Origin of the sequence: Pseudomonas sp. DVZ6 (genome assembly GCF_024259445.1) — a bacterium.
GTDB classification, from domain to species: domain Bacteria; phylum Pseudomonadota; class Gammaproteobacteria; order Pseudomonadales; family Pseudomonadaceae; genus Aquipseudomonas; species Aquipseudomonas peradeniyensis.
In genome coordinates, this window is sequence record NZ_JANCLM010000108.1 from 1 (window position 1) to 637 (window position 637).

Annotated in this window: 1 protein-coding gene; it reads left to right on the plus strand. The window is 65.1% G+C overall.

The window, feature by feature from the left end:
• Positions 1-637 (plus strand): T6SS effector BTH_I2691 family protein (locus tag NMG10_RS25840; RefSeq protein ID WP_302328763.1); only part of this gene is annotated, 637 nt, incomplete at both ends.

The following is a 637-nucleotide window of genomic DNA, read 5'->3' on the forward strand; positions in this document are numbered from 1 at the left end:
AGGCCTGCCCATCCTCCTATTACGTACCGCCTACGCCCCCAGCCCCAAGACCCTGAGCACGCGCAACCTGCCCAACTACAACGGTATCGCCGGCATCCCCATGCACAACGAACAGTTGCGCATCCTGCGCCAGGGCTATGTCTACGTGCTGCTCGATCAACGGGTCTGGCACGCCTACCAGGTCACCCCCGAAGGGGCCCTGCGCCAGTTCCCAGCCTTCCAGCCTCCCCCGCAAGCCGGCAAGCCCTTGTCCACGGCCTGCCGGCAAGAACATCACGATGTCATCGCGTCGTTCATCAACATCAACACCCTGCTGTACTCGACCGCCTGGATCGCCTTCGCCAACGATCCCTGGCCCAAGCCCGTGCTGGACCAGTACAAGCACGCCATCGCGAACAACGACCCCGAGCTCACCAGCCGCTTCCAGGCTCTCGACCTGAAAGCGGCCCGCGAAGCGCCCGGCAGCGTGGGCCGGGCCATGCACGCAGACCGCCTGCAACTCGACGAGGTCCTGGAATACGCCGTGCCAAGCACCGGCCCCTTCACCAGCGTCCATGGCTTCTACCCTCGCCTCGAGCGCCTGGCGGCCACACGCACGTACATCGCTGCCCTGATACAACGCGAAGAGCTCGCCGAT